The sequence below is a fragment of the Acinetobacter sp. AB03 genome, assembly GCF_058107045.1.
Genome location: NZ_JBUEBA010000065.1, coordinates 1 through 8087, shown reverse-complemented (window position 1 = coordinate 8087; position 8087 = coordinate 1). Strand labels below are relative to the sequence as shown.

The 8087-nt window shown below is 35.4% G+C and carries 11 protein-coding genes and 1 pseudogene; 4 read left to right on the top strand and 8 right to left on the bottom strand.

Annotated features, from left to right (window positions below; all coding sequences use genetic code 11):
- Positions 1 to 632 precede the first annotated feature (632 nt).
- Entirely contained in the window at positions 633 to 2387 is a 1755-nt protein-coding gene (mobQ, locus tag ACY3FQ_RS18360) for a MobQ family relaxase (RefSeq protein WP_201707222.1), read from the bottom strand.
- A 258-nt stretch (positions 2388 to 2645) separates the two neighbouring features.
- Here mobQ and ACY3FQ_RS18355 point away from each other — a divergent pair, with 258 nt between their 5' ends.
- Positions 2646 to 3020 (top strand): hypothetical protein, encoded by a 375-nt coding sequence (locus tag ACY3FQ_RS18355; RefSeq protein WP_227554860.1) that lies wholly within the window; start codon positions 2646 to 2648, stop codon positions 3018 to 3020.
- A gap of 51 nt (positions 3021 to 3071) precedes the next feature.
- Here the strand turns inward: ACY3FQ_RS18355 and ACY3FQ_RS18350 are convergent, their stop codons facing one another.
- From ACY3FQ_RS18350 to ACY3FQ_RS18335, 4 genes are all read right to left on the bottom strand, one after another.
- Entirely contained in the window at positions 3072 to 3416 is a 345-nt protein-coding gene (locus ACY3FQ_RS18350) for a hypothetical protein (protein WP_111886107.1), read from the bottom strand.
- A 132-nt stretch (positions 3417 to 3548) separates the two neighbouring features.
- Positions 3549 to 3764, bottom strand: coding sequence for a hypothetical protein (locus tag ACY3FQ_RS18345; RefSeq protein WP_111886106.1), 216 nt, complete (start codon positions 3762 to 3764; stop codon positions 3549 to 3551).
- Positions 3754 to 4050, bottom strand: coding sequence for a BrnT family toxin (locus ACY3FQ_RS18340; RefSeq protein WP_111886105.1), 297 nt, complete (start codon positions 4048 to 4050; stop codon positions 3754 to 3756). Before ACY3FQ_RS18340 ends, ACY3FQ_RS18345 begins: the two co-directional genes overlap by 11 nt.
- 204 nt (positions 4051 to 4254) lie before the next feature.
- Positions 4255 to 4854 carry a HEAT repeat domain-containing protein gene (locus tag ACY3FQ_RS18335; RefSeq protein WP_111886104.1) on the bottom strand — a complete coding sequence of 200 codons (600 nt, stop codon included), beginning with the start codon at positions 4852 to 4854 and terminating at the stop codon, positions 4255 to 4257.
- A gap of 159 nt (positions 4855 to 5013) precedes the next feature.
- Here ACY3FQ_RS18335 and ACY3FQ_RS18330 point away from each other — a divergent pair.
- The 3 genes and pseudogenes from ACY3FQ_RS18330 to ACY3FQ_RS18320 form a co-directional block, all read left to right on the top strand.
- Positions 5014 to 5424: pseudogene (locus tag ACY3FQ_RS18330) on the top strand (hypothetical protein); the annotation flags it as partial.
- 30 nt (positions 5425 to 5454) lie between these two features.
- On the top strand, positions 5455 to 5748 hold the full coding sequence (locus ACY3FQ_RS18325) for a hypothetical protein (protein ID WP_227505690.1): 294 nt from the start codon (positions 5455 to 5457) through the stop codon (positions 5746 to 5748).
- A gap of 98 nt (positions 5749 to 5846) precedes the next feature.
- On the top strand, positions 5847 to 6206 hold the full coding sequence (locus ACY3FQ_RS18320) for a DUF4829 domain-containing protein (protein ID WP_227556944.1): 360 nt from the start codon (positions 5847 to 5849) through the stop codon (positions 6204 to 6206).
- Between the two features lie 198 nt (positions 6207 to 6404).
- On the opposite strand, the gene ACY3FQ_RS18315 is transcribed toward ACY3FQ_RS18320, so the two are convergent.
- From ACY3FQ_RS18315 to repM, 3 genes are all read right to left on the bottom strand, one after another.
- Positions 6405 to 6548, bottom strand: a complete 144-nt coding sequence (locus ACY3FQ_RS18315; RefSeq protein ID WP_001125247.1) for a hypothetical protein — start codon at positions 6546 to 6548, stop codon at positions 6405 to 6407.
- A gap of 20 nt (positions 6549 to 6568) precedes the next feature.
- A complete protein-coding gene (locus ACY3FQ_RS18310) occupies positions 6569 to 7144 on the bottom strand; it encodes a plasmid replication DNA-binding protein (RefSeq protein ID WP_002011656.1) in 576 nt (191 codons plus the stop codon).
- A partial coding sequence (gene repM, locus ACY3FQ_RS18305; RefSeq protein WP_002011663.1) for a replication initiation protein RepM occupies positions 7137 to 8087 on the bottom strand: 951 nt, incomplete at its 5' end. The genes ACY3FQ_RS18310 and repM, both read right to left, overlap by 8 nt.

Sequence of the window (8087 nt, the reverse complement as noted above, 5' to 3'; positions counted from 1 at the left end):
GAAGCACCAGTATTATTTATTATGCTATGACACCTTAATTAATTTTAGTGCTATAAGCAAGGTAAACGGTGTCATATTGCAAGGTAAACGGTGTCATATTGCAAGGTAAACGGTGTCATATTGCAAGGTAAACGGTGTCATATGAAGTCTAGAAGCCTTTATTTACAAGGCTTTCAGCTTACCTAAAAGTATTTAAAAACTTTAAAATAATTAAAAGCCCAGGCAAGGAAAAATTGCCCTATGTTTTCGCTACGCTCAAACTCTATTGAACTTCGCTTTCGCTCAGTTCGTAGGGGCAATTTTTGGCTTAAAATTTCGTGACTTTTTAAAAAAGAAAAGCAACTAGGAATTCGCTTCGCTCATAGAACTTTTTCACTCGCTTCGCTCGACATAAAGCCACCGTAATCAGTTCGCACCCATTCGGGATGCTCTGATTCTGAGTTCTTGATACACAGGGGAGCCTGTAATCAGGGAAAAACAGGTGAAAAAATTTAGATCCCTGTAGTTCGCTCGTAGACACTCGCTAAATGCTCTCATTTGCGATTTAAGAGTTTTTTCTTAACTCAACTATAATCTACTGTGGTTTAGCAAAACATCGCTAAAAACCCTATTTTTTTGCGTTTAAACAGCATTCACCAAGGTCGGTAATCGTTGTTATTTTCATTTTCTGGTTTTTTAGGCTCATTTTTCTGCTGTTTTTCCAATTCTTGGCGTTTTAAAAATGCCAAATGTTCTCGTTCGTGTCTTTCTTGTTCATAGCGTTGTTCTTTTTGCTCTCGTTCTTTACGTAATTGCTCTCTAAATTCACTTTCTCTGCGATCATTTTCAATTCTTCGTTGGCGATCTACTTCCGCTTGGCGTACTTGCTGCATTCTTTCTTGTTCAATTTTGAGATCATCTGCCCGTTTTGCTTTAAGGAGGGGACTCATATCATCATTAAAATCATGTAGGGTATCGAATGAATGAACGTACTCTCGTTTTAGCTTCTGCCAAAACGAGGGTTTTATCGTTGGTCGTTCAATCCCATTATTTTCCAGTATCTCTGAGCATTGGCCTAAGCGCTGGACAACATTCTCAATATCGTATTCTTTAGCAAGTTGTTCGACCTCGGTTGCGTATTCTCTCCAGTTCTCATTTTTTGCCTGTTCTACTGATTTTTCAGTCGCATAAAAATCAGGTTTTTTTATATCTCTGTAAGTATGATGATAAGAGTCATAAAACAAATTATTGGTATGTAGGTAAAAATCGCTTTTGTTTTCTGCTAACCATCGTTTTGTCTTGGTGAGATTTGATTCAATCTGCTTTTGATTATCAGCAGCATTGCTTTGAATGGTGTAAAACTGATTGGCAAATTCTGCATAAATATCCTGGCACCGAATGAAGTCATCATATGCGTTGTCGATCTGTTGAACCTGTTGTTCTTGCAGGCGTTCTTCTTCTAGGTTGAGATTTACTAATTCTGCTAAAAGCTCTTTTTCTTCTGCTTCGGTTAACTGAAGTTCGTTTTCCAGCTGGGTAATCTGATCTTCTAATCGACTTGGAACAATAATTTCTTGATCAAGGCCCTTGATGATCTGTTGGTATTCTCGTGCAGCATCTAAATTTTTGGCTTTGATTGCATCATTTTCAAGTGCAATTCTTGGTAGCACAATTTCAGTGTTACGTTCTTCAAGCGGTCTTTTTTGTTCCTCGTCATATTGTCTGCGAAGTGCTGTAGCTTCATGCCCTTCATGATGAGTGGGTTCAAGAAAGTCTAAGCCCTGATCCTTGTAACTCCGGTGGTCGATGCGTTCGTCTAGCCCGGCATTTTCCAATACTGTATTTACAACATTGGCAAAAGTTGCTCGGCTGTCCTTCAGGATCTCGGGACCATGGTCGTTGAAGATTCTTTGTTTCTTTCCTAATTCGCCTTTTTCATTGATGAGTCTGGTAGTGAACATCATGTGTACGTGATAGTTTTTATTATTGGTTTCATCGTTATGTTCATGTGGTGCATGGATGCAGGCATCGACAATAACATTGTGCTTGTTCACAAAGTCTCGGCAAAAGTCATCAACGATTTTTATGCGTTCTGCATCTGTTAATTCATGTGGTAAAGCACAGATATATTCTTTGGCGAGTCGTGCATTGGCTTTCATTGAGCCATTGGCATTGAATTCTTTTTTTTCTACTGTATTCCAAAGTGTTTGACGGTCTAAAAGTTTTGTATTGGTATGTTCTGGTGCATAAATATTTTTGTATGCAAGTCCCTTTTTTTTAGTGTAGTCCTGAGTCTTTCCAAAAGTCAGATCCTCTAATTTTTCACAGGCACGATAAGCAGCACAAGCAACGGCTGAACGTCCGTCACTTCGTGAGATGTTGCTTTCATTCAAATGAAAAATTGCCATTTTAAAAACCTAAATTTCTGCATACCGTGGTTTTGATTTTCGCAACTTTGAAAAAGTTGCTGACCATGCTAAAGCGAGGTCATGGGGTACAGGGGTTTCCCCTGTCGCAACGTCCACTTTTAAATGAAATGATAAAAGTGGGTAAGTGCGCCCTTCGTTTCACTCCGGGAAAACTTCGCTTCGCTACGTTTGATATTGCTCGCTTTGTTTTTTGACTCTATGATGATGTTTGATTATTGATCATCACGGTTTAATACTATGTCAGATATTCAAGAAAAGAAAGATGCAGTTTTAAAGAAACTCACCAAAGCACAGCAGAAAAAATTATCCCTGCAAGAGCAAATTGAGTATTTAAAAAAAGAACAAGAGCAGATCTTAGAACAGGCAAAACAGAAACAGAATGAGCTTAAACTCAAACAGCAAAAACTTTTAAGCGAAGCAAAAGCCCAAGAACGGAAAAATGAAACTAGACGGAAAATTTTGCTTGGCGCTTGGGTTTTGAATAAATTTAAGAATGATGAATCTTTTAAACATCAATGGGCTGATTTTGAGCAGTTTTTAAGTGTGGAAAGTAAGACAGAAGAAAATAGACAGAAAGATAAAGAGCTTTTTAATGATCTTTTTAAGGGATAAGTTCTAAATTTCATATAAGAGATTTTATGTTAATTTTTGTATAGACATTTTTTAATGTTCTAGAAATGGAGCTGAAAGTACCATTAATCTTACTGGAGCATTTAATATACTTTTAGCTTGTTGAAGTTTTATAAAATCGCCCTCACTTTTTAAAGTAACAAGTACAATTTCCCTATTTTTTTCATCTACAAAAACACCCTGTATTTCAGGAAAAATTACTGATATTTCCTTCAATTTTTCATTAAGTATTAAAGTAAGTTCCTCAAGCGAATAGTTTTTATTTAAATTTTCTCTAAATTCTAAATCTATTAATTCTTTAGAAGTTAATGCTAGATTTTCTGCTGAAGTTACATGAGGTAAACTTAAGCACAAACTTAAAATAATTTTCCTAAACATAAAGTAACTCATACTAGAAATCGGTACTTTGCTTGGTATTTTTCATTACTAATTAAACAAAAACAGTCGCAAAGTTGCCCGACTTTGAAACATGGCTAAAGCCATATTTCAAAGTATCGAGCTAAATTTTAATTAAACACGTTTCAATGCCATGATATGACGAACCATATCGTTAATATGCTGTTTTGTTTCATTATCTTGAGAGCTTAGCCAAGTTACAACATCTGCATCAAAAGCCTTTGCTTGAGCCGTGGCATGGCGTTCTTGTAATTTTTTCACAAAATTTGGTTTTACTACTGGCGCATTGGTAGGGTCAAAATTTTTATAGCGTTCTAATTCATTTTGCATGGTTATACCTCCGCTTTTGATTGTGTGATGGCTCAAAAGCAGTAATGATTCTTGCAACATCACCACGTTCGACCCAAACCACTGTTAGTAGTCTACCACGATTGCTTAGACCGATTGATATCAGCCGTTGTTCGTCATAATGACCAAGATCGTCAAAGGACATCAGCTCTGGATCAAGAAAAACGCTACATACTTCTTCAAAAGTAATTTCACGCCCTCGATAGACTATTTCCATTTTTTTATCGTGCCATTCAAATAGCAGACCGTAATACTCAATCAACGGCATGTTTAGCCTTTTCCTAGATTTACAACTTCTAAAAGTCTACTTAGAGGGTTTTACTTATTCAATAACTCATTAATTTAAATGGGTTCTAACATCTAAATTTCGTATAACCTCCATTATGTTAAGTGGGTATGTTTTTCCGCTGAATAGTGAATTAAGAATGCTCTATAAAATCATTTGTTATTTGCCTTTTAAAGAAGGATTTATCTATGGGAAAGTGGCAATTAATACTTTCTTTACTTCATCTGACGTATTTGGATCTACTTTAAGCTCATTAACGGCTTCAATAATCCGTTTACGAACAGCTTCATTCTCTGGCAGTGAACCCTTAATCTCATGTTCTTTCTGAGTGAGTAGCGAAGCATTATTAAGAGCACCCAGAGCCAAAATTTGAACCTTTGGGTTCGTATCCTTTAAATAAGGAATAATATCGTCTGCTGCTTCAATTGGGTCTAAATTCGTTAGGGATACAAGAATTACACTTAATGCATCAGGGTTCGATTCATTTTGTTTCAACAAATCAACTAGCTTATGGATTTTATCTTCTCGTGAATATGTAGGGCTATCATTAATAGCAATCGTACTTTTTACCCATTTAGGAGGCATTCCATGAGGGAGATTGGGCGCATTGTTAGTGATACCGTCATTAGCATTAAGAGTATTACGGTTGGAACTGATCTTTTCTTGAGTTTCCATCAGCTCTTTACTATGTACATCATCACTTTTTTTGGCAAAAATAAAAAATCCAATAAAAGCTACTACGATTGCCGTAATAACTAAATAAATCAACTTACTATTATTTTTCATATTACCTACGTTTTTAAATAAGAATGTTGTTACATCAATAGAAAAAGCATCAAAGAAACTTTAAATTATATTATTCACCAATTAAATAGGCTCATTCAACGCTTTTTCCAAGAGTTGATATAGTGTAATAATTATTGAGTAAATAAGAGAATTAAGTTAATGAAATACTCAAAAGAAAAAATAGTAAAAGCCCTATTACTTGCTCCTTTACCACTACTTTTTTTCACAGCATTGCTATTTATCATAATGAATCGTGAATATAGTCTATATTCAATTTTTGTGGTTTTTGCAGGGCATGGTCTTGTTTACTTAGCTTATAGTATTTTGACAGTACCTTTTAGCTTTATGGTCTCAATTCTTTTAAATCGTTATAGTATTCTTAATTTGCTAACTATCTGTATTAGCTCTTTAATTATTGCTATGCCATTTTTTGTTCTTTTTGGATGGAGCCATACAGGCGAAGTTTCGAAAGAATGGTGGAAGATGTATACCGACACTTGGACTATCTTTATGGCTCTAATTCCAGGCTTGTCTTATTGGTTATTTTTAACTGATTTTAAAGTTAAAGAATTATTAAAGAAAAAAATAATATATTTCAATATATTAGCTTTTGTTTTGACTTATTTGTCTTTGTTTCATCAGAAATATACATTGATAGACCGGATAGTTGTAGACAAGCTTGGAAAAGTTGAAGTTATAGGAGGAGGATTTCCATTACAGTTTTTAGTAGATGGTGAAATATCTCCAGGCGGTAGTATAGCGCTAGATCCTTTAAATATTATTATAGGAATAGATCAATTCATTTTTTTATATTTTATTCTTGATTATTTATTTTGGCTTATGTGTCTTTTAGTCGGTTATGCGTTTTTTCGAAAGATAAAAGTGAAATTATAATGTCTAAAATATTTATAAAATTAGGAATTTTACTTGTAGGTCTATGTCTACTTCTAATCATTAATTCATACAAACAGAAATTAAATCATGATAAAGAGATGGCAACACAGACAACAATACTTTTCTTTAATTCACTTGCTAAACATGATCTAGAATCAGCAATCAAATATGTTTGGCCAGATGCGCGATTACATAAAGATTTAAAAAGTTCTGAAAGGTTTCTCTCTTTCAAAGACTCAAAAATTTTAGAAATAATAAGAATTAATGATGATTCAGCGGAAAGTAGACCTGAGTATTATCAAGAATTTTATAAAATTATTTCAGTGATGGTAAAAGTTAAAGTCGTGCATATAGATGATGCTGGCAGTCCAGTAGGTGACTATATTTTATTTATTACTCTTGTGAAAAAATCTCCTCAATCTGATTGGCTAATTACAGGATTGGGTAGTGGGCCTTAAGCTAATAATTATTTATTTTCCCTAAAATTAACATAATACACCTTATACGAAATGCTCTTTTTATATCTATATAATTCAATGTGTTAATTGATATCATAAAGCCGAACTCAGCTGAGTTCGGCTTTTTTGTTGAATACTACCGTTCCACGCTTAATCTTTAATCAATGTTCCACGCTTTTGATTAGCTCAATTGAATAATCAGGATGCCTGGTCTTTTTCTTTTTGGCGTTCATCCAGCTCTTTCTTCAGTGCCTTTTTATCCTGGTACGATGCAATCAGCATAATCGGGATCAGCAGCGGAGCCACAATAATGCCCAGGGCAATATCTTTCAGTTTCGGCATGATCTCTCTCCCTTGATTGCTCAGTCATGATCAAAAACAGCATTCAGTACACGGCCAAATAAGCCACGTTTTTTGTGTTGTGGCACTGCCACATTTTGCAACGTGGCATGCTGTAGCGTTTGGGTGTGGTATGCCGTAGTTTCTTGCTGTGGCACTGCCACATTTTCTGCAATATTTAATTCATTATTCTTTTTATTATCATTGTCTTGTTGTGTTGTCGCATGCTGTGGTAGGTCGGTGTCGCATGCCGTAGCATCTTGTTGTGGTGCTGCTGTGGCAGGAGCAACACTTTTCAGCTCAATGAGTGTTTGCATACGGTCAATTTGTTGCATTAACCGTTCTTCACGTTCTTGGTATTTTTTGACTTCATTTTCTAAATGGGCAATAAGTTTTTTTGTAGATTCATCACCTTCTTGCTTAGATGATTCAATTTTTTGAGATGTTTGCTCAGGTTCTCCAAAGCATCGGATGACCTCTGCTAGATCGAATTGTCCATCACTGGAGCGTGATAAACGTCCATTACGTACAGCTCTGTAAATGGTTGATCTATCCACATGAAATTTTTTAGATACTTCACTTAGTGATAACTTAGCCATTTACGGTGTCCTTTTTATTTGATGGCATATATCCCACTTTTTTTAGGTATGGGTATAGTTCTTTTATTCGGTCAGGGTCTTGCAGCATCTCAGCAATACGAATAGCAAATTGCGGATAGCTTTCAGTTCCCTGGGAATAACGACCCATTTCAGGAAGTTCGGAAAGTTTATTTGCAAACATATGCCGTTGAGCATCGGTCATCTTTGAAGAAAGACCCAAAGTATCCGGATCTCTTTCTATTGATGGGCTGTCCTTCTTTTTCTGTTTAAAGTTAAAAGAAAATCCTGAAATTGATCGACCTCTTTTGTGTTGTTCATACTTCACTGTGATATCTGTATGTTCGTTAATTTGTTTAATAGCGAGCTCAAGTACACTAGTTTTAAAGCGTTCCATACGCTTGTACTCAGTATCGAGTACGCCAATTCTTTGACGGAAATCACTTAGCTCTATAATTGGAGTAGAGCCCGTACTTCTCCAAGCAATTAATAACTCATATAAACGAACAGCATAAGCACTACTGAGATTACTAACTTGCTGCAATTCGTATTTAGTAAAATGCTCTTCTAAGCGCGTAATTAATGGAACTATGGCAGGGGCAAAAATAAGCTTAACCACTGCTTCATTATCTACATATCCAATTTCACTAACCCAACGGGATCTATAGTTCTCAATATTCCCTCTTTCATTTATTTTTTGATAGCTGAATTGTCTTGCGAATAAATCATTACAGGCATCTTTTAATGCCTGATAAGCGGTATTGCGATGTACGCCAAATTGATTGATATAGCTTTCTGCATGGACAGTTAAGGGATCATTAGCATTAATCCCTTTCCCACTTTCTCTTGCCTCAACAATAGCTAATAAAATTAAACGTTGTTCTACTAAATCTAAGTTATAACTTGCATTAATTAAGGCATTGTCTTTTACAACTAACTCTCTCAT

What these genes read in the sequence shown, in the direction of transcription:
- mobQ (WP_201707222.1), bottom strand. Translation starts at nt 2,387, where the DNA reads ATGGCAATTTTTCATTTGAATGAAAGCAACATCTCACGAAGTGACGGA.
- ACY3FQ_RS18355 (WP_227554860.1), top strand. Translation starts at nt 2,646, where the DNA reads ATGTCAGATATTCAAGAAAAGAAAGATGCAGTTTTAAAGAAACTCACC.
- ACY3FQ_RS18350 (WP_111886107.1), bottom strand. Translation starts at nt 3,416, where the DNA reads ATGTTTAGGAAAATTATTTTAAGTTTGTGCTTAAGTTTACCTCATGTA.
- ACY3FQ_RS18345 (WP_111886106.1), bottom strand. Translation starts at nt 3,764, where the DNA reads ATGCAAAATGAATTAGAACGCTATAAAAATTTTGACCCTACCAATGCG.
- ACY3FQ_RS18340 (WP_111886105.1), bottom strand. Translation starts at nt 4,050, where the DNA reads ATGCCGTTGATTGAGTATTACGGTCTGCTATTTGAATGGCACGATAAA.
- ACY3FQ_RS18335 (WP_111886104.1), bottom strand. Translation starts at nt 4,854, where the DNA reads ATGAAAAATAATAGTAAGTTGATTTATTTAGTTATTACGGCAATCGTA.
- ACY3FQ_RS18320 (WP_227556944.1), top strand. Translation starts at nt 5,847, where the DNA reads ATGGCAACACAGACAACAATACTTTTCTTTAATTCACTTGCTAAACAT.
- ACY3FQ_RS18315 (WP_001125247.1), bottom strand. Translation starts at nt 6,548, where the DNA reads ATGCCGAAACTGAAAGATATTGCCCTGGGCATTATTGTGGCTCCGCTG.
- ACY3FQ_RS18310 (WP_002011656.1), bottom strand. Translation starts at nt 7,144, where the DNA reads ATGGCTAAGTTATCACTAAGTGAAGTATCTAAAAAATTTCATGTGGAT.